The 26,062-nt window shown below is 40.4% G+C and carries 24 protein-coding genes and 1 tRNA gene; 11 read left to right on the forward strand and 14 right to left on the reverse strand.

What is annotated here, in order from left to right:
• Positions 1-17 precede the first annotated feature (17 nt).
• The 6 genes from U3A58_RS05910 to sucC form a co-directional block, all read right to left on the reverse strand.
• A complete protein-coding gene (locus U3A58_RS05910; RefSeq protein WP_323822481.1) occupies positions 18-1,202 on the reverse strand; it encodes a TolC family protein in 1,185 nt (394 codons plus the stop codon).
• Between the two features lie 83 nt (positions 1,203-1,285).
• Positions 1,286-1,654 (reverse strand): hypothetical protein, encoded by a 369-nt coding sequence (locus U3A58_RS05915; RefSeq protein WP_323822482.1) that lies wholly within the window; start codon positions 1,652-1,654, stop codon positions 1,286-1,288.
• A 373-nt stretch (positions 1,655-2,027) separates the two neighbouring features.
• Positions 2,028-2,999 carry a RhuM family protein gene (gene rhuM, locus U3A58_RS05920; protein ID WP_323822483.1) on the reverse strand — a complete coding sequence of 324 codons (972 nt, stop codon included), beginning with the start codon at positions 2,997-2,999 and terminating at the stop codon, positions 2,028-2,030.
• A gap of 70 nt (positions 3,000-3,069) precedes the next feature.
• Positions 3,070-4,284, reverse strand: a complete 1,215-nt coding sequence (locus U3A58_RS05925) for a site-specific integrase (protein WP_323822484.1) — start codon at positions 4,282-4,284, stop codon at positions 3,070-3,072.
• Positions 4,285-4,666: 382 nt separating this feature from the next.
• A tRNA-Arg gene (locus U3A58_RS05930) sits at positions 4,667-4,740 on the reverse strand.
• A gap of 39 nt (positions 4,741-4,779) precedes the next feature.
• Entirely contained in the window at positions 4,780-5,994 is a 1,215-nt protein-coding gene (gene sucC / locus U3A58_RS05935; RefSeq protein ID WP_323822485.1) for an ADP-forming succinate--CoA ligase subunit beta, read from the reverse strand.
• A 231-nt stretch (positions 5,995-6,225) separates the two neighbouring features.
• Here sucC and U3A58_RS05940 point away from each other — a divergent pair, with 231 nt between their 5' ends.
• Positions 6,226-6,876 carry an ABC transporter ATP-binding protein gene (locus tag U3A58_RS05940; protein ID WP_323822486.1) on the forward strand — a complete coding sequence of 217 codons (651 nt, stop codon included), beginning with the start codon at positions 6,226-6,228 and terminating at the stop codon, positions 6,874-6,876.
• 238 nt (positions 6,877-7,114) lie between these two features.
• On the opposite strand, the gene U3A58_RS05945 is transcribed toward U3A58_RS05940, so the two are convergent.
• Positions 7,115-7,564, reverse strand: a complete 450-nt coding sequence (locus U3A58_RS05945) for a peroxiredoxin (RefSeq protein WP_323822487.1) — start codon at positions 7,562-7,564, stop codon at positions 7,115-7,117.
• Between the two features lie 142 nt (positions 7,565-7,706).
• Here U3A58_RS05945 and U3A58_RS05950 point away from each other — a divergent pair, with 142 nt between their 5' ends.
• From U3A58_RS05950 to U3A58_RS05970, 5 genes are all read left to right on the forward strand, one after another.
• Positions 7,707-8,519, forward strand: coding sequence for a DMT family transporter (locus tag U3A58_RS05950; protein WP_323822530.1), 813 nt, complete (start codon positions 7,707-7,709; stop codon positions 8,517-8,519).
• A 56-nt stretch (positions 8,520-8,575) separates the two neighbouring features.
• Positions 8,576-10,072, forward strand: coding sequence for a nicotinate phosphoribosyltransferase (locus U3A58_RS05955; protein ID WP_323822488.1), 1,497 nt, complete (start codon positions 8,576-8,578; stop codon positions 10,070-10,072).
• Entirely contained in the window at positions 10,050-10,685 is a 636-nt protein-coding gene (pncA, locus tag U3A58_RS05960; protein WP_323822489.1) for a bifunctional nicotinamidase/pyrazinamidase, read from the forward strand. The genes U3A58_RS05955 and pncA overlap by 23 nt, the downstream gene beginning before the upstream one ends.
• A 2-nt stretch (positions 10,686-10,687) precedes the next feature.
• Positions 10,688-11,203 (forward strand): acyl-CoA thioesterase, encoded by a 516-nt coding sequence (locus U3A58_RS05965; protein WP_323822490.1) that lies wholly within the window; start codon positions 10,688-10,690, stop codon positions 11,201-11,203.
• Positions 11,204-11,579: 376 nt separating this feature from the next.
• On the forward strand, positions 11,580-12,167 hold the full coding sequence (locus tag U3A58_RS05970) for a hypothetical protein (protein ID WP_323822491.1): 588 nt from the start codon (positions 11,580-11,582) through the stop codon (positions 12,165-12,167).
• A gap of 372 nt (positions 12,168-12,539) precedes the next feature.
• Here the strand turns inward: U3A58_RS05970 and U3A58_RS05975 are convergent, their stop codons facing one another.
• Both U3A58_RS05975 and U3A58_RS05980 read right to left on the reverse strand, forming a co-directional pair.
• The gene (locus tag U3A58_RS05975; RefSeq protein WP_323822492.1) at positions 12,540-13,784 is read right to left on the reverse strand and encodes an ADP-ribosylglycohydrolase family protein; all 1,245 of its coding nucleotides are present in this window, start codon (positions 13,782-13,784) and stop codon (positions 12,540-12,542) included.
• The gene (locus U3A58_RS05980) at positions 13,781-14,746 is read right to left on the reverse strand and encodes a phosphotransferase (RefSeq protein ID WP_323822493.1); all 966 of its coding nucleotides are present in this window, start codon (positions 14,744-14,746) and stop codon (positions 13,781-13,783) included. Before U3A58_RS05980 ends, U3A58_RS05975 begins: the two co-directional genes overlap by 4 nt.
• Positions 14,747-14,920: 174 nt before the next feature.
• Between U3A58_RS05980 and U3A58_RS05985 the strand changes: the two genes are divergently transcribed.
• Positions 14,921-16,078: an acyl-CoA dehydrogenase family protein gene (locus U3A58_RS05985; protein ID WP_323822494.1), complete on the forward strand. Its 1,158-nt coding sequence runs from the start codon at positions 14,921-14,923 to the stop codon at positions 16,076-16,078.
• A gap of 74 nt (positions 16,079-16,152) precedes the next feature.
• The gene (locus U3A58_RS05990) at positions 16,153-17,835 is read left to right on the forward strand and encodes an AMP-binding protein (RefSeq protein WP_323822495.1); all 1,683 of its coding nucleotides are present in this window, start codon (positions 16,153-16,155) and stop codon (positions 17,833-17,835) included.
• Between the two features lie 38 nt (positions 17,836-17,873).
• Here the strand turns inward: U3A58_RS05990 and U3A58_RS05995 are convergent, their stop codons facing one another.
• Complete coding sequence (locus U3A58_RS05995; RefSeq protein ID WP_323822496.1) at positions 17,874-18,104, reverse strand: hypothetical protein; 231 nt, start codon at positions 18,102-18,104, stop codon at positions 17,874-17,876.
• Positions 18,105-18,206: 102 nt separating this feature from the next.
• The gene (gene hutH, locus U3A58_RS06000) at positions 18,207-19,775 is read right to left on the reverse strand and encodes a histidine ammonia-lyase (RefSeq protein WP_323822497.1); all 1,569 of its coding nucleotides are present in this window, start codon (positions 19,773-19,775) and stop codon (positions 18,207-18,209) included.
• A gap of 339 nt (positions 19,776-20,114) precedes the next feature.
• Between hutH and U3A58_RS06005 the strand changes: the two genes are divergently transcribed.
• From U3A58_RS06005 to U3A58_RS06015, 3 genes are all read left to right on the forward strand, one after another.
• Positions 20,115-20,630: a VanZ family protein gene (locus U3A58_RS06005; protein WP_323822498.1), complete on the forward strand. Its 516-nt coding sequence runs from the start codon at positions 20,115-20,117 to the stop codon at positions 20,628-20,630.
• A gap of 267 nt (positions 20,631-20,897) precedes the next feature.
• Entirely contained in the window at positions 20,898-21,704 is an 807-nt protein-coding gene (locus tag U3A58_RS06010) for a helix-turn-helix domain-containing protein (RefSeq protein WP_323822499.1), read from the forward strand.
• Positions 21,705-21,928: 224 nt separating this feature from the next.
• Positions 21,929-22,750: a helix-turn-helix domain-containing protein gene (locus tag U3A58_RS06015; protein WP_323822500.1), complete on the forward strand. Its 822-nt coding sequence runs from the start codon at positions 21,929-21,931 to the stop codon at positions 22,748-22,750.
• On the opposite strand, the gene menD is transcribed toward U3A58_RS06015, so the two are convergent.
• The 3 genes from menD to U3A58_RS06030 are packed head-to-tail and all read right to left on the reverse strand — an operon-like array spanning position 22,722 to position 26,049.
• The gene (gene menD / locus U3A58_RS06020; RefSeq protein ID WP_323822501.1) at positions 22,722-24,413 is read right to left on the reverse strand and encodes a 2-succinyl-5-enolpyruvyl-6-hydroxy-3-cyclohexene-1-carboxylic-acid synthase; all 1,692 of its coding nucleotides are present in this window, start codon (positions 24,411-24,413) and stop codon (positions 22,722-22,724) included. The two genes, U3A58_RS06015 and menD, sit on opposite strands and share 29 nt — an antisense overlap.
• On the reverse strand, positions 24,410-25,627 hold the full coding sequence (locus U3A58_RS06025; protein ID WP_323822502.1) for a chorismate-binding protein: 1,218 nt from the start codon (positions 25,625-25,627) through the stop codon (positions 24,410-24,412). The genes menD and U3A58_RS06025 overlap by 4 nt, the downstream gene beginning before the upstream one ends.
• A complete protein-coding gene (locus tag U3A58_RS06030; RefSeq protein ID WP_323822503.1) occupies positions 25,624-26,049 on the reverse strand; it encodes a hotdog fold thioesterase in 426 nt (141 codons plus the stop codon). Before U3A58_RS06030 ends, U3A58_RS06025 begins: the two co-directional genes overlap by 4 nt.
• Positions 26,050-26,062 lie beyond the last annotated feature (13 nt).

Consider the following 26,062-nt stretch of genomic DNA (forward strand, 5'->3'; position numbering starts at 1 on the left):
TTTCTTAGTTTTGTATGTTATAATTGATGTTTTAATAGCTCAGCTTTGGTTTGATTTAATTGTTTTTCCATTTCCAACATGGAATCGATTGCCTGCTGATAAAATTGCAATTCGAGGTAATACTGCATAAAAGAAAGCTCACCCAATTCAAATGCCTGAAGCAACAATGCTTCACTGCCCAAGGACTGAAGAGTGGACTGATATTCCTGATATTTATTTAGCATCGCCTGATACACTTCATATTCACCCAGAAAAGCGGTACGCATCTCATCTGTTTGGACTTGTGTAAAAGACTTTTGGTAATCATAGTTTGCCTCAGCGGCCTTGACGGTATTTCGGCTACGCCACAAGGGAATAGAAACTCCACCATAAACGCCTGAGTAGTTAGCCCCGGAAACTCCTTGGTAGTTATACCCTGCAGTTAGATTAGGAAGGGATTTACTTTTAGAAAGTTTGATTCGCTGCTGAGCGACTTTCTCTTGCTCCAAAAGGACTTTCAATTCAGGATCTACCTGCATTTTTTCTAGCCATAAACTTTCTGGATCATCAATAGTCAGCGATCCAAAGTAATCATTTGGTGCAAAGTCCAACTCCTTTCCTCGATTCAGGTTTTGAAGTTGAAGCATGATCTTTTTTCGATCAGCATCCAAAATATCCAGCTTAAACTGTTCTTGAATCCAGGCGATTTTAGCCTTATTGAGTTCCAGAATCCCGGCTTGTTCTAGCTCAAAGAGCTCATTAGTCTGATCAAATAACTTCTTCGACTGCAATACTCTGACTTGCTCAACTTTCTCCTTTTTGGCTAAGAATATCAGTTCATTCAAGAGTTTGACAGCTGGAAGTAATACCTCTTGCCGTTTCAACTGATATTCCATGACACTCTGTGCTTCTTGCATCTCAATAAGATTACCACGAGTGCTATATACCGTTGGGAATTCAAATGACTGGGTAATTTGAAACTCTGTATAGTCACCAGCTACATGATCTCCAAAAGGCAGGTAATACGCACCGGCCTGTGGATCAGGGAGGTTATTAGATGCTTTTTGCGATAGCTTTTTACTTTCCAAAAAGGAAGAAAAAGCTTTAAGTGTGGCATTATTCTGTTCGATTTGCTGTAAAGCATCCATTGTACTGGGAGATTGAGCTACAGCAACAAACGAAAATAAGCACACGCAAAAAGCGAGTACATTATTTTTTAACATGAAGTAGAATTTAGAATGAATCAATAATTCTCAATGAAAACTTATTTCATTGACTTTGATAAGTCATCAAAGATTGATTTATCCTAAAGTGGGGGGCCTCGTAAGGCTATCGAAACAAAGTAGGTATTGTTATCCATCCCTAAAGCTTCAGGGACAGATTGTTTTAAGATGAGACCTACTTCATCAAGTGGTATGTGAAAAAGTGCAGCTATTGTTTTCTGCTCTCTGTTTTTTTCAACGTGAGTTTCGGAAGACTGTACCTGAGTAGGGGAATGATCAACTAGCTGTTGAGAATGCGCATGGTTCGCAAAAAGAAGGGAAAGAAAGTCTAATGGACTTTTCTCGTCGGAATGATGCTCATGCGAAGTTCCTTTATGGTCGTCAGCATGATGATCAGAGAGAACTTCTATTTCATGCTGGTGATGAGCATGGGGTGCCAATTGGTGCAGCATGAACAAGCAGAACATGCTGAATAGAAAACGAGCTATTATCTTGGAGAACGTACGCACCTCCTACAAAGGAATTTAAATTATCCTATAAATCAAATGATGGTAAAGAAAAAGAAAACTCCTTTTAACCTGCTCAGATTTTCAGCTATATTCTTAAAAACTGAAATAAGGACTTATAAATCCTAGGCCTTTCCTGAAAAAGGAGTGTATTTTGTAGGTAAGTGTCTCAGAAAACTACTATTTTTTTAAACACTCATTCTTCGAAAAATTCAGTTAAATGGTAGGTTTGAAGATTATGCTGTTCAAATAAATTCCATATTAAAAAAGGTGGGGCAGAAAGACTCTACCCCAAATGTAATATCTGACTTGAGAGAAATTAATAATTCCGATTAAGAACACTAATTACCAATTTCTTTACTGTTTCCATTTCCTCTGGTTTGCTGGAAGCAATGAACAAGGTTAAGCTGGCCAGTGCATCATTGCTGATGATAGGGTTTCCCTTCTGATTATGCAACAGATCGTTTGACTGCAAAAAGAGAAGGAAGCAAGCTGCGGCAATCCTTTTGTTGCCATCGACGAACCCGTGATTTTTGACAATCAGGTATAGAAGCGTAGCTGCTTTTTCCTCTAGAGTAGGGTAGAAGTCCTCTTCACCAAAACCTTTACTGATTTGTGAAACTGCACTTTCAAAGCTTCCGTCTTTTTCCTTCCCAAATACGCCGGATTCAAAATCTGATCTCATTGCTATAATCACCTTTTTATAGTCGGATAGCTCTGGGTAGTTGGCTTGTCTTTTATTTAATCCTTTTCTATCGAGGTTTTCATGGTCATAATCATCCAGCAATTCCAAACCTTTTGCAAAATGATTGAGCCAGTCCAAGTTTTGATCTTGTGCTTTTTGTTCAATTGCACGGCTTAGGATCCGGATTCCGTCTTTCAGGGTCTGGACTTCTTGTTGCTTCTGAGAAAGCCTAGTTTCATTGATTGCATAGCCCTGAACAAGGAAATCTTTGAGTCGTTGGGTTGCCCATTGGCGGAATTGAGTGCCATTTTTTGAATTTACTCTATATCCAACTGATATGATCATGTCGAGATTGAAATGATCTATATTCCGTTCAATTTTCCTTTTTCCCTCCAGTTGAACTATCCGGAAATTCCGGATAGTTGGAACCTTCTCCAATTCATGGCTTTTATAGATTGTTTTGATATGTTCATTTATTGTTCTTACATCCTTTCCGAAAAGCTCAGCCATTTGCTTTTGACTTAGCCAAACTGTTTCCTCCTCAAATTTTACCTCAATTTGAGTCTGTCCATCACTTCCCTGATATATTTCGATTTGATTTTCCATTGTTGTTGTTCAATTTAAGATTCATTTACGAGTTTGAGACTCTTCGTTAAAAAAGAAGGTAGTCTCGATTTCATTGTAATTTTTCCCTTAGAGCCTTCATGTCAAAACTTATCTTTGTATCCAGGATTTTTGCATAATGCTGAGTTTGCGTTATGGATTTGTGCCCTAGCATTTTCGATACTGTTTCGATAGGTACTCCATTACCTAATGTAATGGTCGTAGCAAAAGTATGACGAGCAATATGAAAAGTTAAGGGCTTATTGATGCCACATACATCTGCTATTTCCTTTAAATAGGAGTTCATTTTCTGGTTACTTAGTACAGGTAGTACATGCTTCCCACTAATACACATCTCATGTGTTTTGTACTTATTGATCAGTTGAAGTGCTTTAGGGAGAAGTGGTAATCGAGTGGGAGAATTCGTTTTTTGGCGATGAGTATGTATCCAGAGTTCTCCATCAATTCCATTAACTATCTGATTTTTCCCCAAATTTTTAACATCAATGTATGCGAGGCCAGTATAACAACTGAAGAGAAAAATATCACGAACATGATTCAGGCGGTCTGTTACGAAGATTTTTTCAGAAATTTTTTGGATTTCTTCCACTGTCAGAATTGATCTGATTACTTCCTTTTTTACCATTTTAAATTGGAGAAATGGATTTCTGATTAACCATCCATTTTTTACGCAAATCAATACGATCTTTTTGAAATTGGTCAGATATTTCATTGTAGTATTATGGTTACAGTTTTTGACTGTCTTTAACCAGAAAGAGAAAGAGGAAATAAAATCGTAATCCAAAAGCTGTATATCCATATCTTCCTTATCATATTTCCTGCGGATAAAGCATAGTGTATGATTCAAAGTTGTAAGATAGCGTTGCAAGGTAGCGGGGGTGTACTCTTTGCCAATCAGGGATTTTACTTGACTATTATGATCATGAAAAATTTCAATAATCATCATCTTCTTTTCGCCGATCCCTAATAAAAAGTTTTTAATGGCTTCGGCAGATACTTCTCTATCTGTATCGATCAGGTACTTTTTAGCCTGTAAGGCTTTAAAATATATTGTTTCAAGATAAGAGTTGAGGATTTTGCTGTCCTGATTATTGCCCTCAGCTCTCCCGGCAGCCGCATTCCATCGTGAAGTCTTCCATAATCGCTTAGTAGAGAGTTCTTTGGATATTCTATCGACAGTGATTCGAAGGTAGATATACCTTTCGCCATTTTGATTTTTTTTGGATTGTTTCAAAAAGAAGAATAATCCGAAGCTTTTTTCTAACATGATTAGTTTAGTTAGGTGAAATAAATGTCGGAATACAAGCTCTAAATCACAAGAGGTGCACTTATTGAACATGTTGGTAATCAATTGACTAAGTTCTTTCAAATGCGTCTTTTTTTTCGAGTAGGTGAACTACACGATTGACGCAATGGAATTACAGGTAATTATGAAGATTTTGGTGGTATTGATCATAAAAAAACCTATAAAGAATTTCTTTACAGGTTTTTTTATGAAGTTGTTGATTTTAGCCGATCAGACTGTTAAACCATTGGTTTTCAGTCTTTTAAATCAATACCGTATTTGATTTTTCTGAGATTATCACTTGAATTGTTCCTTTTCAAGGATCTAATTATAGTATGCCCTAGACCGAAATCTAGGGCTTTTGTGCACTCGGAAGGATTCGAACCCTCAACCCTCAGAGCCGAAATCTGATATTCTATCCAGTTGAACTACGAGTGCATGATGTACCGATGATTGCTCATCAGTACACTTTATGATTTATGCTTCGAGTACAGCCTGTACTTTTTCAGCAGCTTCTTTAAGCGTAATAGCAGAGGAAACTTTCAATCCTGATTCATCGATGATTTTTGCTCCTTCAGAAGCATTGGTTCCTTGTAATCTTACGATGATAGGAACTCTGATGTCTCCTATAGTTTTGTAGGCTTCTACCACACCGCTAGCGATTCTGTCGCATCTTACGATACCACCGAATACGTTGATCAAGATAGCCTTTACATTAGGATCCTGAAGGATGATTCTGAAACCAGCCTCTACAGTGGTAGCATTTGCCCCTCCTCCTACATCTAGGAAGTTAGCAGGTTCGCCACCTACCAATTTGATCATATCCATAGTTGCCATCGCAAGACCGGCACCGTTCACCATGCAGCCTACGTTTCCTTCTAGTTTCACATAGTTCAAGCCAGATTCGCCAGCTTGTACTTCCAATGGATCTTCCTCTGCCACATCTCTCAATGCTGCCAATTCTTTTTGTCTGTAAAGTGCATTGTCATCGATATTCACTTTAGCATCTACTGCCAGGATCTTATCATCAGACGTTTTCAATACCGGGTTGATTTCAAATTGAGAAGAATCAGTTCCTTCGTAAGCATTGTAAAGTGCCGTGATGAATTTCACCATTTCTTTATGTGCAGCACCGGAAAGACCTAATCCAAATGCTACTTTTCTAGCTTGGAAAGGCTGAAGACCTACTTTAGGGTCTATCCACTCTTTCATGATTTTTTCAGGAGAGTTTTCCGCAACTTCCTCGATATCCATTCCACCTTCGGTAGAGGCCATGATTACATTGCTTCCTGTAGCTCTATCCAACAGGATAGACAGGTAATATTCTTTTGGCTCAGCAGCACCTGGATAATACACATCCTGGGCGATCAAGACCTTATTTACAACTTTTCCTTCGGGACCAGTCTGGTGAGTTACCAATGTACCTCCAAGGATATTTTTAGCTTTCTCGGATACGTCTTCCAATTTCTTGGCAAGTACGACTCCGTTTGAACCAGTTTCGTTGACTTTACCTTTTCCACGACCACCTGCGTGAATCTGAGCTTTGATCACAAACCAGCTCGTACCGGTTTGCTCCTTCAACTTAACTGCCGCTTCGTGAGCTGCTTCAGGTGTGTCGGCGACTATACCTTCCTGAATACGGACTCCGTAACTTTTTAATACTTCTTTAGCCTGATATTCGTGAATATTCATGTGTGTATGATTTTTTTCTCAAATGTCACATGGAATCTCGCATGGTTGGGTGTGTTACCCCTGTGACTTTTCAGTCATGCTCGATTTCATCCTTTGGAAATTTTTGCTCGAAGTTAAGCCCTAAGACTCGATAAATCAAACCCGGGTTTTTCCTTTTGCACTAAAAAAAGCCGTTATTTCCCCATTGAGATAGGCATTTGTCCTATTTTTGAAAGAATAAAAAATGTTAGCATGCTGAAAGCCAACGGAATCCATAAATCCTATGGAAGCCTACAAGTATTAAAAGGGGTAGATCTAGAAATTTTAACTTCAGAAATTGTTTCCATAGTCGGTTCCTCCGGAGCTGGCAAAAGCACTTTACTTCATATTCTCGGAACTCTGGATCACCCTGATCAGGGTACTTTAGAGATGGATGGCAAAATGCTTCTCAGCCTAAAAGGGGACGAGTTGGCAAAATTCAGAAATGAACGGATTGGTTTCATTTTTCAATTTCATAACCTGTTGCCGGAATTCACTGCTCAGGAAAATATCATGATTCCAGGATTGATCGGCCGGACTTCTGCGGAAATACTGCAAAGGAAATCTGGAGAACTGGCAGAATTGTTAGGGATCTCACATCGCTTAGATCACAAGCCTTCCACACTTTCAGGAGGAGAGCAACAGAGAGTCGCGGTGGCCCGGGCACTGATCAATAGCCCGGCAGTTGTCTTTGCAGATGAGCCTAGTGGAAACCTGGACACGCAAAATGCCAAGGGCCTTCATGAGTTGTTTTTCACGCTACGCAAAGAACTGGGGCAGGCTTTCGTCATTGTCACGCATAACGAAGAATTGGCAGCCATGGCGGATCGACAAGTAGTCATGCAGGATGGGTTGATTTTGTGAGATTTTAGACGCTAGATTCAAGAAGTTAGATTAGGAAGGGAGATTCGAGAAAAAGAGAAAAGAGATTTCTCAGTTCCCGAAAAATCGGGATTGACAGTTCCTTCATCGAACTGACTCCTCAAAGGCTATTAAATGTTGCGCCTTGGCGCCTTTGCGGGAGCTTTAAAGACATTGCGCTTGTGGGAGATTCAAATACGTTGCGCCGCCGCGCCGTTGCGAGAAATTTCATAAAGTAAGCTTACTTCTGCAGACTATTCAACATCGCCTCTATATGTCCTTTCGACTCAAACATATCCGAAAATACCGCTGCGATCTTATGATCTTTATCAATGAGGTAAGTAATACGCTTTGGCATTTTGATAAAAGGAACCAGCGAGTCATAGGATTTACAGACCTTACCTGTAGGATCAGAAAGCAATTCAAAAGGTAATTTGTGCTCTTTCTTAAATTTATTGTGAGTTTCTAAATCGTCCTTACTCATTCCAAAAACTGGGATATCCAGATTTCGAAATGCTTCAAACTGATCTCTGAACTCACAGGCTTCAGCGGTACATACCTTAGTAAAATCTTTTGGATAGATGTAAAGCACAAATGCCTTGCCTGCTAGATCCTTAGTAGTATTAAGCGTTTGAATGCCAGTGCACCCTAAAGTAAATTCCGGTGCGGTACTCCCTTTTTTTAAAGCCATAGACAGTACAACCCAAGCAGCCTAGAATGGTTCGGGTATTTGTTCAGATTTTACAACTATTTTTGAACTATTGCCCTTTCAAATTCCTTAGAAAACATCACTCCGAAAAGCTACTATTTTGAAGATTAACAGTGTTCAGTCCATGCTTTTGGCTGGAATATTTTTCGCTCTGATGAATGTCTCAGTTAAGTACATTCCACATATTCCTGCTATAGAAATAATAGTTTTTAGATCAGTATTCTCCTTGATTTTTAGCTATTTGGTTCTGAAAAAGCAAAAGGTAAATGTCTTTGGCAATAATAAGAAATGGCTGATTATCCGTGGGGTAGTTGGATCTATTGGTTTGATTTCCTTCTTCTATACACTTCAAAATATACCGTTGGCGAGCGCGGTCACGATACAATATTTGTCACCCATCTTCACTACCATTTTCGGGGTGTTTCTACTGAGAGAAAGAGTAAAGCCTATCCAATTCCTATTTTTCGCCATATCTTTTATAGGCGTGATCGTAATTCAGGGGGTTGATGCCCGAGTGGATACCTTTTGGGCAATTGTAGGGATTATCTCAGCGATATTTTCCGGCTTGGCTTATAATGTCATCCGCAAGCTTAAGAATACCGAGCATCCATTGGTCATCATTTTTTATTTCCCGCTCGTGACCTTGCCCTTTGCGCTGATTGTCTCAGCTTTTGGCTGGGTGAATCCTGTAGGCTGGGATTGGGCGATCTTGCTTTTCATCGGTATATGCACGCAGACAGCTCAGTATTTCTTGACGATAGCTTATCAAAATGCAAATGTGTCCAAGGTGGCTAGTCTTACCTACATAGGGATAGTTTATGCATTGATATTTGGTTTTTTCTTTTTCGGAGAATCTTTCAATGCTCTTGTTTATGTGGGAATGGGGCTTGTTTTGCTGGGAATTCTACTGAATATGCGAGTGAAGCAAGTTTCGTAAATGAATTGGACAGGAATCGAAAGCAGGTTATTTTTGAATTAAGCTAACTACGGGAAATGAAAATTACGAAAGACTTATATCAAGGATCGCTGGCGCTTCTTACAGATTTTTATCAGCTGACTATGGCCTATGCTTACTGGAAGTCAGGAAAAGCGGAGCAGGAAGCTGTGTTCAATCTTTTCTTTCGCAAGCATCCTTTTCAGGGTGGGTTTACTATCGCTGCCGGCTTAGACTATGTAGTGGATTACTGTAAAAACTTCAAGTTTAGTGAAGAAGACCTGAGTTATCTGGCTACCATGAAAGACAAGAATGAGAAGCTGGTATTTGAAAGCGGTTTTTTGGACTACCTCAGAAAAATGAAATTCAGCTGCGATATAGATGCAGTGGAAGAAGGAACTGTAGTATTTCCAAATACCCCGTTGGTTCGGGTGAAAGGTCCCTTGATTCAATGTCAATTACTGGAAACACCACTTTTGAATATAGTCAACTTCCAAAGCCTGATAGCTACAAAGGCGGCTCGGATCAATTTGGCCGCTCAGGGTGAGCCTGTATTGGAGTTCGGCCTACGACGTGCTCAGGGAATTGATGGGGGATTAGCCGCTTCGAGAGCAGCCTATATTGGCGGATGTGCTTCTACGAGCAATGTAATGGCGGGCAAGCTGTTTGGAATTCCTGTCTCGGGTACACATGCACATAGTTGGATCATGTCTTTTGAGACAGAGATTGAAGCTTTCGAAGCCTACGCTGATGCTTTTCCTGATCAATCTATTTTTCTAGTGGATACATATGATACGGTCAATGGAATTAAGAATGCCATTAAAGTAGGAAATGCTTTGCGCAGCAAGGGCAAAGAAATGATTGGTATCCGAATCGACTCTGGAGATTTGGCCTATTTCAGTAATGTGGCAAGGGAGATGTTAGATGCAGCAGGTTTTCCAGATGCCAAAATAGTCGCTTCGAATGATTTGGATGAGCATATCATTACTTCGTTGAAAGGTCAGGAAGCATCTATCAATGTTTGGGGAGTTGGGACTAAATTGGTGACAGCTTTTGACCAGCCAGCGCTGGGCGGAGTATATAAACTATCTGCAATCCGAGATGAAAAGGGTGCTTGGATTCCGAAAATCAAACTTTCCCAGCAATCCGTGAAAATTAATATTCCGGGACTTCACACGGTAAAACGGTTTTATTCTAAAGGGAAAGCTGTTGCAGATATGATTTATCTTGAGTCCCAAGAATTGAATCCACAGGCAGCACTGATAATTGCCCCAAATGATCCAACCAGAAGAAAGCGGCTGATGCCGGCTTTTTATCAGGAAGAAATATTATTGAAGCCGATCTTTTCCCAAGGTAAGTTGTGCTATAAACTTCCTACTATCGGGCAAATCAGAGAAAGAGTGCAAAGTCAGCTGAACTCTCTGGATAAAACGCACAAGAGATTGGTCAATCCCCATTTGTATCCCATCGGTCTAGAAGAAAATCTGCATCATTTGCGAATGGAATTGGTACTGAAAGCAAAACAAATAGACAATGGCAATGAATCTGAAAAATAGTGCATTACTGATAATAGACGTGCAAAATGACTTTCTCCCTGGCGGAGCTTTGGCTGTAACTAATGGGGATGAGGTAGTTCCTGTCATTAATGCTTTGCAGGAGAAATTCAATTTTATAGTTGCTACACAAGATTTTCACCCGGCGGAACATGGAAGCTTCGCTTCAAACCATGATGGTAAAAGTCCAGGTGAGGTCATAAAGTTATGTGGTTTATCTCAAATCCTGTGGCCACTTCACTGTGTGCAGGGATCAGAGGGGACAGAGTTTCATGAGGAGTTGAATCCGATCAGGTGGAAGGCAATTTTCCAAAAAGGCAAAAATCCGGAAGTGGATTCCTACTCAGGTTTCTTTGACAATGCGCGAAGAGAAGATACGGGACTTGGAGATTTTCTTCAAAACGAAGGGATAATGAATGTGTTTGTGACGGGGCTGGCACAGGACTATTGTGTGAAATTCACAGCATTGGATGCCGTAAGTTTGGGATTCAAAACTTACCTGATCACAGATGCGACAAGAGCCGTGAACCTTGCGCCTGAAGACGGAGATAGGGCTTTGGAAGAATTGAGAAATGCAGGAGTGATATTAATTGAAAGTACAGCTATACTAGATTAATCATGTTTGAATATAACTCAGAAAAGCATTACCCAAAGGAAACCGAAAGTAGAGTGCTGATCAGATTTCAGGATTGTGATCCGCTTCGGCACCTAAACAACGCCAAGTATTTCGATTACTTTTTCAATGCCCGGGAAGATCAAGTGCCTAAGCTATATGGAGTAGAAATGATGGATTTTATCAAAAAATACCAAGCCGCTTGGGTGATCTACAACCATAATATTTCCTATGTGAAGCCAGCGATGGTGGGCGAATGGGTACGAATTAAGAGCCGCATTATCTGGCATAATCACAATACAGTAGTTTTAGAATATTACATGACTGATGATAGTGAGATGCAATTGAAAACTCTCCTGTGGACTACCATGCGCTATGTGACATTGGCAGAAGGTAAATCCACGGATCATTTCGGTGTCGTAAATGATTTCTTGACAGCTACATCATGGAACATTGATATTTCTGGAATCCTAGTGAAAGATCGCGTAAAAACACTTTCACAAGAGCTTAAAAAGAGTTGACAGAATTCAAATAGTTGTATCTAAGCGAACAAGACCTGTACATGATCGTACAGGTCTTTATTTTTTAAAATATTTATTTTCAGATATTTACAACTATTTCAAAAATTAATTTTTACTAACAATGGTAATAAAGTGTAACCTGCATTTTCATCAAATCAGCCTGGAACTGTTCGGGTGCAATACACTATCAAGGTAAACTGATCACTTTTAAAACACTTCTAAGTCAGGAGCAGGAACGTTAGCCAAATTATATTTTGCATCAAAGGTAATTATCCTAAAGATATATAACCTTTAAAATAGCCGGAAAAGACCCTCCTGGCGCAGTTGGTATATGCTTAGCAAGAGAGAGAAGCATAACTCTAAACCAACAAATATTATGAAAACCTTATTCACATTCGCACTAGCTGGACTTTTAGCGACCAGTACATTTGCCGCCATCGAGCCTGAAGATTTGAAAGAAATGTCAACCGTGCATGCTATCTATAAAAAAATAGATGTACATCTTAAAGAAGGCGTGGGCAAAGCAAAAATTACCATTTTCGATATGAACGGGAAAAAACTTCATTCACGATCTGTAAAGGCAAATGAGAACTTACGTGTTCCTTACAATTTGAACAGCCTTCCCTGCGGAGAGTATCAAGTAAAGATTACTACCGAGGAGGCTGAAGTGATCTATACTGTGGAGACCGTGGAGAAAGTAGAGGCTGCTCCGGAGGTATATCCTCTGATGGCATATGGCAAAAAAATAGATAACAACACGATTAATCTTTTGGTGTTAGGATTAGAAGAAGCGGGAGTAGATGTCAAAATCAAAAAGGTGGCTGATGACAAGCTAGTCCATCAAGAAATGGTAGAACAACCAGAGGGATTCCGTAAAAATTACAGACTGAATGGTGTTCACGCCGAGGACGTTTATTTCGAAGTAACTGACGCAAAGGGTAGAACCCGAAAAATATACATTTGAATTCTAAACCAACCTCTTGTGCCAAGACCCTGAATTGAAAGATTTGGGGTTTTTTAGTGCTTTTTACCGATAAGGACACAAATTATTACACAAAGAGCACAACTGTGTGTTTTCTATTATTATTCAGTTGTTCTGCTTAGTATGTCGAACCGTGAAAATAGACCCTTGAATATTTTTTTACCCTAAATTGGAGTAGGGGCTTCAGGGAGGTTAAATCCCATTCTAACGCTTGTTGCACTTTTTTACTTTATGGTGCATATGGTTACCACAAAGTCATAAAGCAAGCTGGATTTAGTGTCTGCCTAGAGTAAAAGTCTTAATGCACGGAAAAACTATGATAACTATGTGCCTAAGTGGTTAAAATAGCTTAAGCTATCTCCCCAGTATATGAACAGTCAAGTCATTCGCGATCTGCTCCAGATCTGTTCCTAAAATCTCCTTGTTTACCCGAAGCACATTCTCTCGCTCCAGTTTTGGCAATTGCTCAAAGCCATAAAAGGCTCCTAAGATTCCGCCGGCTATTGCTGAAGTGGTGTCATTATCTCTTCCATAATTGACCAGGAAAGTAAGGGTACGCATAAAATCAAAGTCTGCATAAATCATCGCTGTGAGTGTCTGAAGCCATATTTCACCAGCATGAAAGGGCATATCCTGTAGGCGCTTGTCAAGTTGCTCAAAAGCAAATTGAAGCGCTTTGCTATCTTCACGGAGTTGATTTCCCGAGCTGTCTTGCTTTGCTGCTTCTGCAGAAATCCAGAGCGCATTTTTTAAAATAGTATGTGCTGTACGACCTACCAATCGGCTTTCAAAGTAATTGGCTGGATCCAATCGCAAGGAAGCGAGCAAATCATCTTTGGTAGCATTTGCCTTCATCCCAGCTGCTGTCATAGCAGCAGAGAGTGCGGAAATATCTTTTGCATAGCCAATATCATACAAGGAAAGTTTGTAAGCCTCTTGGTATGCCTTTTCTGGATTTCCGGGAAAAAAGGAACCCAGCGTGGGAGAGTAAAGCAATCCTGCACAAACCATTTCTCCACCATAGAATTTCCCCAATGAATCTGCATAACCCAAGAGGTTATCATCGATAAAAGGCTGACTTACCTTAGCCCATTCTTGTAGCCATCCCAACTTCAATGAAGCTGATTCAAATGGTTCAGGATCAGTGGTTTTTATGTCTTTAAATTCCTTTGCATAGCCCTGATAAGTAGCAAGAATTTGCTTCGCAAAATCCTTTGCATTCAATTCATTGCGCTGTTGAGTCAACAAATACTCGGAGGCCAAAACTTTCCAGCGCGTATCGTCAGTAGTGCCTCCGGCAGGAAGATTGGCTATCCAAATTCCTTCTGGAGAGACTTCGCGAATCATGGAATCTAAGCTTTCCACAAAACCATATTCTAGCTTGATCGCATCCCTTGTCCACATTTCCGTAGGGGCGCCCATCGCATCTCCGATCGCAGATCCTACCAGCATTCCCAAGATTTTATCATGAAGTTGCTTTTCGGTCAGTCCGATTTCAGGAAGCTCCTGATCAGAAAATTGGACGGGAGATCTGGATTCTTTTCCACCGCAAGCAGAAAATATAACTAGGAAAAGAACAAAAAGATAACAGTTTTTCATAGGGACAAAATAAGAGTTTTAGCCTTCTCCAGTAAGGTTTTCTTTTGATTCAGATCTAAGCCAACTGGAAGTTGTGCGATGCCAAGTAAGCGACGTAAGATTTCTACGCCTTGATAGGCATTTAATAATTCTTGAGAAACAGGATGCTGATATTGTTTGAGGAATGCCAGTTTTACATCCTCACCCTGCTGAGCTAGATCTAGATGGGCAAAGAGTACTCCCAGATCAAATTCCCGATCTCCCATAAAACCAAATTCCGGATCAATCACTTTCAATCCATCAGCAGCTTTGAGCCAGGACCCTGGGTAAAAGTCTCCATGAAGCAAGGTATTTCCATCTGTTAAATAGCGCTCTCCTAGCTTTTCAATGGCTTGTTTCAGTTTAGAGTCAGCTTTATATTCTAAACTTATTTGTTGTAACCCCGCCTGAACTGAATCTAAGTCAAAGCCATTTTCCATCATGAACGGGAAATGAAATATATGCTCATGATTAAGTCTTTTCATGGCAGAATTATCAGGGAAATGAGTGATTTCTAGTTGATGTAAAGCGTGCAAATAGTTGCTTAAGCTTGTTACATCTTCTGGATTCAAATTAATATTTGACTGATAAAAGACAGCAAAGTCAGACCTATTTCCCAAGTCCTCCATAAGTAAAATATGCTCTTTGGGATAATAAAGTAGAATACCAGGGCTGTATTTCCTTAGAATTTTGTCTCCTTGTAGCAGCTGATAATAGGTATGCTCGATCTCAATTCTCTCAATAGGAGCTGGGATTTGGGGGAATTTCCTGACATAGGGTTTAGATTGCTTTAGGATCACCGATCTCAGGTTGGTAGTGATACGCAATACCAAGTTCATGTTGCTTTCTCCTGCAGGTTTAGCTGAAATCAGCTTTTCATTTGTTTTCCAGACTGGAAGTGAATGCAGCGTTTCCAGGCTGGAATGCTCATTTAGATTGATCATAGTGCTGAGCTTGTCGCTTTAGGTAGCTAAACTATAAATATTGATACACAGAAAGGCAGGTTTTGTCAAAAGATATAAGAGAAGAGGCAAAAGGTCACTTTGAAGACAAAAAGAAAGCCTAGGGAGTAAAAATCCCTATTTTTGATTTGAATTAAACCCTTAAATATAGATAACATGTTTGGACTACCCCGAACACTTTTCGACGAGGAGCATGACCTCTTCAGAGTTAGTGTCAGAGACTTTATTGCCAAGGAAATTGCTCCATATAATTCCCAGTGGGAGAAGGATAAAATGGTGTCCAGGGAAAGTTGGCGCAAACTTGGTGAAAAGGGATTTTTGGGAATACAGGCACCAGAGCGTCTTGGAGGCTTGAATATTCAAGATTTCAGATACAACGCTATTTTTATTGAAGAGCTTGGACTGAGTGGATGCTCTGCTCCGGCCATAGGATACCCGCTTCACAATGACATTGTTATTCCTTATATCATGCACTTTGGCACTGAGCAAGCCTTGCAAAAGTATATTCCCAGGATGATTTCCGGTGAATTTATTGGCGCTGTAGCCATGACGGAACCGGGAGCTGGAAGTGACTTGCAGGGTATCAGCACGAGTGCTATAGATCAGGGAGATCATTATTTGGTGAATGGAAGTAAGACATTCATTACTAATGGCTATCTGTCTGACGTAGTGGTGGTCGCAGTGAAAACTGATCCAAAGAAAGGGGCAAAAGGGATTAGCCTTATCTTGTTGGATAATTCCATGAAGGGTTACACCAAAGGACTTCCATTCGAAAAGGTGGGGCTGCATGCACAAGATACTTGTGAATTGTTTTTTGAAGATGTGAAAGTCCCCAAAGAGAACTTGCTTGGAGAGGAAGGAGAAGGATTCAGATACTTGATGACCGAGCTGGCTCAGGAGCGATTGGTAGTGGCACTGGCAGCTGTTGCTTTGGGCGAATATATGCTTGAGGAAACCATTAAATATGTAAAGGAACGAAGGGCATTTAATCAGGCGATCTCTGACTTTCAAAATACCCGTTTTAAATTGGCAGAAATGTGTGCGGCACTAGAGCAGGGTAGGATTTATTGCGACTATCTTGTGCAACTTCACAATGACGGGAAGCTGGATTCTGCCATGGCTTCAGCGGCCAAATACAATATGACCGAACTGCAATGTAAAGTCGCTGATGAGTGTGTACAGTTGCACGGGGGATACGGATACATGTGGGATTATGGAGTAGCCAGAGCCTATGCAGATGCCAGAGTTCAGCGGATTTATGCAGGTACCAATGAAATTATGAAGGAACTGATCGCGAGAAAAATTTTGAAATAGGAAAGAAATCTTTTGACCTAAGCCAAGATTTTGATTAATTCAACAAATAGATACACCCAACAATAACCCATCTCATGAAGGATTTTCCCTGGTTTAAGTTTTACCCTGAATCTGTACCGAAGGAAGTAGATTGTACTGCCTACGCTAGTGTTGCAGAGCTTTTTGAAGAAAGTGTAAACAAATACGGTGATGCTGTGGCGTTTGAATGCATGGGAAAAACCATGACATTCAATAAGCTGAATAAACTGACTGAGGATTTCGCATGCTACTTGACGCAGGTATTGCACTTGAAAAAGGGAACCAGAGTGGCTATCCAGTTGCCCAACACTCTTCAATATCCAGTTGCCATGTTTGGGGCGCTTCGGGCAGGAATGATTGTGGTGAATACCAATCCGCTCTATACTTCTTCAGAGATGAAGCATCAGTTCAAAGATTCAGGAGCTGAGCTGATCATCATTGTAGCCAATTTCGCAGATAATCTGGAGAAAATACTTCCTGAGATTCCGGCGAAGCATGTAATTGTAACCGAGTTGGGGGATCTACTCGGTGGGTTCAAGGGCACCCTAGTCAATCTGGTAGTGAAATACGTCAAGAAGTTGGTGCCAGCCTATGCTATTCCAAAGGCAGTTTCCTTCAAATCAGCTTTGGCCCAAGGGGCAAATCATAAATTTAGACCTGTAGCACTCACATTGGAGGATACGGCCTTTCTCCAATACACCGGTGGTACGACAGGAGTATCCAAAGGTGCTGAATTGACACACGGGAATATTGTGGCAAATATGCAGCAGATCTCCGCCTGGATGAAGCCGAAATTGAAGGAACGTGAGGAGATCGTCATTACTGCTTTGCCTCTGTATCACATTTTTGCCTTGACGGTGAATTGTCTTGCCATGCTCAAAATAGGCGCACACAATCTATTGATTACCAATCCTCGTGACATGTCTGCTTTTATCAAAGACCTTTCAAAAAAGAAGTTTACAGTCTTCACAGGTGTCAATACTTTGTTTAATGGTTTGCTCAATCAAGAAGCATTTAAGTCCCTTGATTTTAGTAAGTTAAAAATAGCAGTAGGTGGAGGCATGGCAGTGCAAAAAGCAACTGCTGAAAAGTGGATGGCGGTGACAGGGACTCCTTTGGCCGAAGGCTATGGCCTAACCGAAACCTCCCCGGTAGCCTCTTGCAATCCCATTGATGGCACCGAAAGAAATGGCACGATTGGGGTTCCGCTGCCGAACTCCGAGTTTATGATAATAGATGATGAGGGAAATACGCTTCCGGTAGGTGAGCGTGGAGAAATATGCATCAAAGGCCCGCAAGTAATGAAGGGATATTGGCATAGGCCAAAGGAAACAGCCGAGGTGATGATGGGAGACTGGTTCAAAAGCGGCGATATCGGAGTTATGGACAAAGATGGCTTTGCAAAGATTGTGGATAGAAAGAAGGAGATGATCCTTGTTTCCGGATTCAATGTATATCCCAATGAAGTAGAAGATGTGATCGCCTCCTATCCTGGAGTGCTGGAGGTAGGCGTAGTAGGTATTTCTGATCCCAAGTCTACCGAGCGTGTTGTAGCGTATTTGGTGGTGAAAGATAAGTCAATCACCAAGGACCAAATCATCGTGCATTGTCATGAATCACTTACGAATTATAAATGTCCAAAGGAGGTTCATTTCACAGATGAATTACCTAAATCTAATGTGGGCAAGATTCTGAGAAGAAAAATCAAGGAGGCACATATGGAGAAGGTGGGGATGTGATGATCCCTGACTATTCATGTCAATTGCCTTACCATTTATCAAAATACCCTGTACAGGGTATTTTTTTTGGGGTTGATCGGATGGATACGCTTATCGGCTTTTGCCAATAAATCCGAGTAGTCGCCAATCTCTAGAATCTTATCGTCCTCGATTAAAATCCCTGCATTTGTCAGGATTTCAAGTTGCTCATCTTTTAAAGCTCCTTTTAACGGAAGTTTATCAAGCGTTAGCAGTTGGGTAATTGGGCCGATTAGTTTTAGATTTTCCATGGTTTGTTTTTCCGCAGATTAGCGCTGAAAATCCTGCAGTTTTTTAGCAGATGGTTTTTGATGATTTGCGTCTTTTTCTGTGAGTATCAGCTGACATTTTTTTTAGTACTCAAATAAGTTACTCCATTCTGTTTCATAAGGTAATCCTTCCGCTTCTGCTACTTGATTTGCAATTTTGATCAATTCGCCACTTTGGATCATCTCAATTGCAGCTTCCATATCTTCGGTCATTACTCTGTCATTAATAACCGGTGTGATGCTTTTTCTTACATGTTCGTGAATGGCTGTCATCACTTTGCCCGATTTGAGTGGGGCATGGAAATCCATCGCTTGAGCAGCATAAAATAGCTCAATTCCCAGAATTTTCTCCACATTGCCGATGACTTGCAAAGCTTTTCTCGCACCAATGGATCCCATACTTACATGATCCTCTTGTCCCAAGGAGGTTGGAATACTGTCGGCAGATGCAGGAAAACAAAGTCCTTTATTCTCAGAAGCCAAAGCCGCCGAGGTGTATTGCGGGATCATCAGACCTGAGTTCAACCCCGTCTCTTTCAAAAGTAATTTGGGAACTCCGGGAGTATCACCCTCCAAGGAAAGATAGATTCTTCTATCGGAGATGTTTCCCAATTCTGAGGCGGCAAGACAGGCATAATCCAATGGCAACGCAATGGGCTGTCCGTGAAAATTTCCTCCGGAAATAGTATGATCTTCGCTGAAAACGACTGGATTATCCGTCACGGAATTGATCTCGATTTCGATGGCATCTTTCAGGTGAAGCCAGGCATTTCTGGAAGCCCCGTGAACCTGTGGCATACATCGCAGAGAATAGGGATCTTGAACCCGTGCGCAATTCAAATGGGAATTCACGATTTCGGATTCATTCAATAAATTCAGAATAGTCTGCGCTACATGTTTATTTCCTGCAAATGGCCTTAATTGATGCAATTCAGCAGAAAAAGGTTGGATTGAACCCATCAATCCTTCGATCATCATGGCGCCGGTAATGTCCGCATGGACGAGCAAATTATGTAAACGATCCACGACTTTTACTCCATATGCCCCCATAAACTGAGTGCCGTTAATTAGGGCCAAACCTTCCTTTGGGCCAAGAGAGAGCGCTGTCATTTCCAACTTTTCATAGACGGAAGATGTAGCTTGAATAGCCCCTTCAAAATGCACTTTCCCCAAACCTAACAGCGGTAAAAATAAATGTGAAAGTGGTGCCAGATCACCGGAAGCTCCCACTGAACCTTGAATCGGAACCATAGGAATTACCTTATTATCCAACATCCATAACATACGATCCAGTGCCTCTAGTCTGATTCCCGAAAATCCCTGGGCCAAAGCATGGAGTTTCAATACCAGCATCAGTTTTGAGATTTCAAATGGAACGGGTTCTCCCAATCCAACAGCATGGCTTTTTAGTAGATTCTCTTGTAAAGTCTGCGTGTCAGCTGCGGAGATTTTACTCGTACAAAGAGGCCCAAAACCTGTATTGATACCGTAGACAGCCTTTTCTCCTCTGGCAATATGGGCAACTGCAAGAGCAGATGCCTGAACTTTATTGCGGGTCACTAAACTTATTTCACCTTTTATTTCTTCTCTTGCGAGTTGCAAGGCTGTGCCTACTGTAAGATGGTCTTGGCCATATTGGAAAGTGTTCATCATAGTTGGGTTTAGATTCAGGGTCTTGACAAAGATATCATGTATTGATGATAAGCTTAGATATCAATTATGTCATGCCTTGGCGATATTTAAAATGGTAGAAAATGGGATGGGTGTGGCTATAGTCCCGTCTTCGCTGAAGGAAGGTTACCAACTTAATGTACGCTTTATGGAAATTCCGAATATTGCGCAATTCACGGAGCTTTCTGCAAAAAAAAAGAGGAGAACAGAAATCCTGCATTGAAGCAAGTTTTGCCGCTACTGTAGAAAAAAAGATATTCGTGATTTCCTGAACAATAATTTTTGCAAATTCGATTATGATGGTAATTCAAAACAACTAGAATGGAGAAGGCTCAAAGCACTATTGACAGGCTGACAAAAACTTTATTACTTATTTATTTGATCGTCTTGGGTTGGATCATTTTGCTAAAGCTAGGTGTGCAGTTTTCTTATATGGAAGAGCGGAAAATCAACTTGATCCCTTTTGCTAATGGCTATTATAGCATAATGGAAACCATTTTGAATGTGGTGATTTTTATTCCGCTGGGCATTTATGGTGGAGTTTTATTTAGAAATAAGGCTTTCGCTATTAAGCTTTTTTTCTTTTTTCTGATCAGTTTAATGTTAGAAGGGCTGCAGTATGCATTTAGATTTGGAACATTTGATATCACAGATCTGCTTACCAATACGTCTGGTGGAATTATAGGTTACTTGCTGTTTTGGATACTTCAAAAATTTATCATGAAGCCTCTAAAGGCCCAAAAGTACATCAATGTCGTTGGAGCTATTGGTACATTCCTTATTGTTTCGCTTCTGGTTCTACTCAAATTGAATATGCTACCAATCAGATATCAATAGGGTGAAACTGCAAAAACGTACACTTCAGTGACCAGTCAATTTGACAAGATCTCCTTAGCCCTCAAGGTGGGGGAATTCCTTCAAATAAATAGCCCACCTACAGCTGATAAATCATAGTTCCTGTTTTATAATAATTATAAATCAAAAGCCTTAATTTGAGCTCTAAACTCAAATGTCGGGCAAATGTCGGGTCAAAACCTAGTCCATTTCGTCCTTTGTCACATTCCAATCATAGAAATTGCCATGGTTAATCAAAAACTATTTACAATGCAACAACCAGAACTTGGCAAGAAAATCTCTGAGATGAGAAAGGCAAAAGGACTGACTCAGGAGGAGTTAGTCGAATTATGCAACCTGAATGTGCGGACGATCCAGCGGATCGAAGCAGGAGAAGTAACTCCTAGAAGCTATACGATCAAAGCCCTGTTTGAAGCTTTGGGGATGGACTGGAAAGAATGGGAAGTAAGTGCGTCTATTGAGAATGCCAAACCAAAATTGACATGGCTTTATATGGGTTTTGGTACTGGATTGATCTACTTCTTTCTTTCTTATTTTGAAATAAGTATGGAGATAGAGGCGATTGAGGGAGGAATGGTGAATTCCGTGAATTTTGGGTTGGTCAAAGTGGGAGTATTAATTACTTTCTCACTTTTCATTTTCGGACTGATCAAAATGGCTACTATCTTTCCTAACAAAATTCTTCAAATCGCCCTTTGGGTGATGCTCGCAGCGAATGCACTTTGGATTGTAATTGATTTAATTTCATTAAAAGTAGATAGCTTTGGTCTATCGGATTATTATTTTGTAAAATTAGGATGCTTTGGCTTAGCCTACGGATTTATGGGAGCTGGATTTCTTTGTTATAAAAATCTCTGGTCTAACATCCTGCAAGTGCTCGGAGCATTGGGGGTTGTGTCTGGAGTTATGATTTTTTCAGTGGTCGGCGCTTTATTCGGCTTGATTCCATTGACTCTTTTTGAGATAGGAGAACTTGGGTTTCTGATCTGGGGAATCAATAAAATCGGGGGAACTTCTTCTCCCGATTCTACTTTTACTGCTGAATTACAGTCTTGATTTTTGCTTCTATTTAATCCAAAATCTCTACATTTTTTGTTATGACTTTTCTATTTCCAACAAGAACTAGGATCATTGTATTTACTAAGATCTAAGTCTATTTTTTTGCTACTTTAGCAAAAAACCTAATCGACGGGCAAATGTCGGGTTAAAGCCGAGCCTATTACGTCCTAAGTTTAATTTCAATAATAGTAATTGCCATGGTTAATCAAAGTATATACAAAATGAAGCAACCTGAACTTGGCAAGAAAATATATGAAAGCAGAAAGGCAAAAGGCCTGACACAGGAGGAGTTGGTCGAAAAGTGCAACCTGAATGTGCGGACTATCCAGCGGATTGAAGCAGGTGATGTAACTCCGAGGAGCCATACGATTAAAACGCTTTTTGAGGCTTTGGAAATTGATTTTGAGGTAGAGGAGATAAAGTATTCCCAAAATTATAATCAAACACAAGAAAAGGAATTAGGTATAAAATTCTCCCCAATTGTTCTTTTTGCCGGAAGTTTATACCTAATCCTAACCCTTATAGAAATACCGTTAGATATTAAGTATATCGCCGATTCTATTTCAGGAGGGATTTATATTCCATTTAAGATCGGAATCTTTGTTTGTTACTTCATTTTTATGTGGCCTTTTCTGAAAATAGGCCAATTTTATGGTAATAATGTTATTAGTATGTCAGTCTTTTTCTTGCTGATTGCTAGATTGATAGCCTATTCATATTCCATGATTGTAATTTTAGATGATAATCTTCAGCATGAAATCTTTTACATGATTCCTAGTATTATCTTTTGGGGAATGGGTTATGTTTTACTGGGGTATAATTTGAGCAAACTTAGGATAATCGAGAGTTTTGGTTTAAAGCCAATCGGAATATTGGGAATGGTGTCTGGGTTTTTGATACTTTCTTTTATAGGTCAAATTTTAGCTCCCTTTACCATTTATATTTTTGAAATAGGATTATTGTATTTCTTGAATAGGTATTCTAAAAACACGTTGAAAGTTAGCTCTACTAATCCTAATTTATCGACCGAAGCTCAGTTTTGATTTTCTCCTTTACTTCTTTCAAAATCTCTGAATTTTTAGTACTTGAAGTCTCAATTTCCAGGATTTTAGGATGAAGCGAATCTTCATAAAAGTCTTCTAGCGAAGCTTCCAGTTCCTCTTGATTCACCACTTTGGAATAAAAGAATCCAAACTCTGTCGCCAAATGATTAGCAGTCAATGTCTGTTTGGTTTCAAAAAACTCTTCTAATTCTGGCTGGTTTGCAGGACCGTCGATCAATCGGAAGATTCCTCCCGCATGATTATTCAGCAAGATAACCCGAAGGTTAGGGATAGTATAATTGTGCCAAAAAGCATTACGATCATAGAAGAATGCCATGTCTCCTGTAATCAATGTCACGATGTCTTTGGTGGTAAAAGTACATCCCACTGCCGTGGAATTGGATCCATCGATTCCTGAAGTCCCTCGATTGCAGATTACTTCCTGACCTCTTTTCCCGAGCATATTCAAATAGCGGACAGCCATGCTATTGGCTACATGGATTTTTGAGGTAGTTGGTATTTTATTCAAGCAATAGGCTAGAGCAGGGTATTCCCCGAAGTATTCTCTCTGTAAGATCGGAGACAGATTGGAGGATACACATTTTTCCAGAGAATGCCATGACTGATAATATTCCGTGTCTTGGTGACCAAGGTTTTGGACAAGCCATTTGAGGAAAAAGATTGGAGAAGTGGCTATGTTCCTTGTTAGTCGCTGATAGGTGTCCTTTGCATTCCCATCGGATTGAATATGCCAATGTGATGCCTGCGTGCTTCGGAGGAATAGCTTGAGTGATTTTGAGATAATGGACTTGCCAAAACTAATAATCAAATCTGGCTTTAGACTGTTTGAGAATTCTTGACTTCCCAGCCAATGGTCATGCAATGTGATCGTCTGATCAGACTGGAGATTGCTAATTGTATCTGCGACGATTACTACTTTTTGATGCGTGGCAAGCTGATCTAACAAGGCCTGAATATGTAAGTCAGGTCTTTGCTGACCAGGAATAATTAGGATTCTTTGGACTATTTCCAGTCTGTTTTTGAGCTTGATGAGAGATTCATCGGTAGGTTGGGTTTTGCTTTTCAATAAATTAAATACCCGCGGCTTTTCAGGGAAAATAAGCGTTTCTCCTTTTTCTGGGTAAAAGGGCTCTCTAAGTGGAATATTGATATGAACTGGCCCTGCCGGAAATTGTTTGGCGAGATTGATTGCTTCATTTACAATTCTGGATGAATGCCACAGTTGATCAGGATTGGATGCGATATCAGGTAATTGAAAACTTCCTTTCACATGTTTTCCATACACATCAGGTTGGAAAATGGTCTGTCCATCGTATTGGTCAATCCATTCTGCAGGTCGATCTGCCGTCAAGACGAGCAATGGGATTTGCTGAAAAAAAGCTTCTGCAATTGCTGGGTAATAATTCAAGGCTGCGGAACCACTCGTACAGACAAGTGCTACCGGTTGCTCCAATTGCTGAGCCATTCCCAGAGCAATGAAAGCAGCTGAGCGCTCGTCAGATATAGTTCTGGTGTGAATTTGAGGATGCCGGGCAAAAGCAAGCGTCAAAGGTGCACAGCGTGAACCAGGTGAAAGGATGGCATTTTCAATGCCTTTCTTGGCACAAATGGCTACTAAGTCAGTGATCTGAGGGAGAATCAAACGCTTGGATTTTGAATGAATTTACCAATGATCTGGCATTTAAGTTCTGTTTCTTCCCATTCCTTTTCCGGATCAGAATCTTCGGTTACACCAGCTCCCGCATAGAGAATAGCTTTATTTTTCACTAAAGAGGCGGTTCTCAAATTTACATATATGGAGGTTTCGCCTTGAATGTTAACAGGACCTAAAAAACCCGAAAAGAAGGAACGGTCAAAGCCTTCAAATTCTTGGAGGAAATCATGTGATTCTTTTCTAGGCATACCACAGACTGCGGAAGTAGGATGAAGAAGGTTTAGCATAATTGAGCCAAGTTGCGGAAAACCTGTGGCTTGCATGTCAATTCTGAAGTCAGACCTTAGATGTAAGAGATTTCCAGCCAACACAGTTTTTGGGCCATGTTCTTCGTATTCTCTTAGTCTTATTTTCTTGAAGCATGAAACTATATACCTACTTACTAGCGCTTGCTCTTCAATTTCTTTCTGAGTCCAAGCTACGGTTTTCAAAGGATTATCACCTGTAGCCGGTTGAGTTCCTGCCAGCGACATTGTCTGGAAAATATCACCTTTGGTTTCTATTAAGGTCTCCGGAGACGCTCCCATCCAGGTTCCAATAGTTGGAATATGGAAAAAGTTGACGAAAGAATTTGGATAGGATTTTATTAGACTTAAAATTGTGCATCCTAGATTAAAATTTTCAGGAATGTCAATTGTTTTGGTTCTGGCAGGGACTACTTTTTCCAGATGTTTTTCACGAACTGCCTGAATGCTCATTTCTACCAATTGAAGAAAATGTGCTTTGTCTTCACTGAGACTTGAGGGTGGGCTTTTACTCGTGAGTGTTTGGTTTAGCAGCAATTCACTGATTTTCTGCTGTGAAAGGGAGCCTTGATTTTCAAACTGGATTATGGCCCATTCCGGCAGCTCATCTTCGTCAAATGGGAGATTTAGATCAAATGAAAGATGTTTGCTGGCTTTTATGTAATACGCTTTTTCGTCCACTTGATCAGCAAAAGGATGGACAATGAACCCAGGCTCCAATTCGTCCAAGCTAAGATCGACTTTTAGAGGTCGGTCAGCTTCATCCATTACAATTTCAAGAGTGTTGGATTTAGGCTTTCGCCAAAGAGCAAAAGAGCCACCTGAGGTAAGTCCTAGTTGCAGTAAAAGATGAATTATGTCTGTTTGGGTGTGGTTAGTTGATACTTCGGTATTCATTGCTTTTTATCTAAAATAGCCATGGTAATTCGGCTGATACAGCAGAGTTGACCTTGTTCGTTTGTGATTTTTATTTCCCAGACTTGAGTGCTTTTCCCAATATGGATTGGTTTGGTGATTCCTGTGACCAATCCAGACTTAACGCCTTTGATGTGATTTGCGTTTATTTCCAAGCCTACACAGATTTGTTTTTCCAAGTCAATAGTGAGAGAAGATGCTACGCTCCCAAGTGTCTCGGCCAGAACTACATTGGCTCCCCCGTGTAACAAGCCCATGGGTTGTTTTGTTCTCTCATCCACGGGCATAGTAGCACTGAGGAAGTCATCGCCGAATTCTGTAAATACAATTCCCAAATGATCAGTCATTGTGTTTCTTCCGTTTTGGTTGATTTGATCCAATGAAGGCTTTTGGGAGAATACCATGTATTTTAAAGTA

This window comes from Algoriphagus persicinus (assembly GCF_035156415.1).
Classification (GTDB): Bacteria; Bacteroidota; Bacteroidia; order Cytophagales; family Cyclobacteriaceae; genus Algoriphagus; species Algoriphagus persicinus.